Raw genomic sequence first — 1,075 nt, 5'->3', positions numbered from 1 at the left:
GGCTCGCCTCCCGGACCCGGCCCAGCACCTGCCGGAACTCCGGATCACCGGAGAGATCCGTCCTGATGACCAGCGTGTTCAGGAAGAAGCCGACCAGGTTCTCCAGGGCTTCGTCACCGCGGGCCGCGACACCCGAGCCGATCGGAATGTCATCACCGGCACCGAGCCGGGACAGGGTCACCGCAAGGGCTGCCTGCAGGACCATGAACGGCGTCACGCCCTCGGTCCGCGCCAGCTCCGCCAGCCGCTGATGGACCTCCGCAGGGACCCGGAGGGCAGCCGCGTGGCCACGGTGGCTCGCCACGGCGGGCCGCGGCCGGTCGATCGGCAGAACCAGTTCTTCCGGCGCTCCGGCGAGTGCGTGTCGCCAGTACTCGACCTGGGCCGACAGCAGGCTTTCCGGGTCGGACTCGTCGCCGAGGAGTTCGCGCTGCCAGAGGGTGTAGTCGGCGTACTGCACCGGCAGGGCCTGCCAGCCTGGCGCTTCGCCGCCGAGCCGCGCCGAGTATGCCTCGGAGATGTCCCGGCCCAGCGGCCCCATCGACCAGCCGTCGGACGCGATGTGGTGCATGACCACCACAAGCACCTGCTCCTCGGGGCCAGCCTCGAACAGCCATGCCATCAGCGGCAGCTCAGCCGACAGGTCGAACGCATACCGGGCGGCCTCGCCGACGGCCTCGGCCAGTGCCTCGGGAGCCGCATGCTCGTGGTGAAGCCGCCAGTCCAGGTCCTCCAGGGCGAGGATGTGCTGGTAGGGCTCGCCGTCGACGGCGGGGAACACGGTCCGGAGCGACTCGTGGCGCGCGAGTACGTCCCGCAGCGCGGCTCCCAGCGCCTCGGCATCCGCACCGGCAAGTCGCACGACGACGGGGATGTTGTAGGTGGGGCTCGGCCCCTCCAACTGGGCGAGGAACCACAGCCGCCGCTGGGCGAAGGAGAGGGGTACGCGTTCGGGCCGGATTCCGGCAAGGAGCGGTGTACGTGCCTGCCCTGCCGCATCTCCCAGGTGCGCAGTCAGGGCCGCGGGGGACGGGTTCTCGAAGAGGGTGCGGACCTCGACTTCCAGAGCGAGGAC

Annotated in this window: 1 protein-coding gene; it reads right to left on the bottom strand. The window is 70.9% G+C overall.

The features are described from left to right. Positions 1 to 1,075: condensation domain-containing protein (locus ACWDR0_RS34985; RefSeq protein WP_456355860.1), on the bottom strand; the 1,075-nt coding region annotated here is incomplete at both ends.

It is taken from the genome of Streptomyces sp. NPDC003691, assembly GCF_053981115.1.
This window is presented reverse-complemented; position numbering and strand designations above follow the sequence as displayed.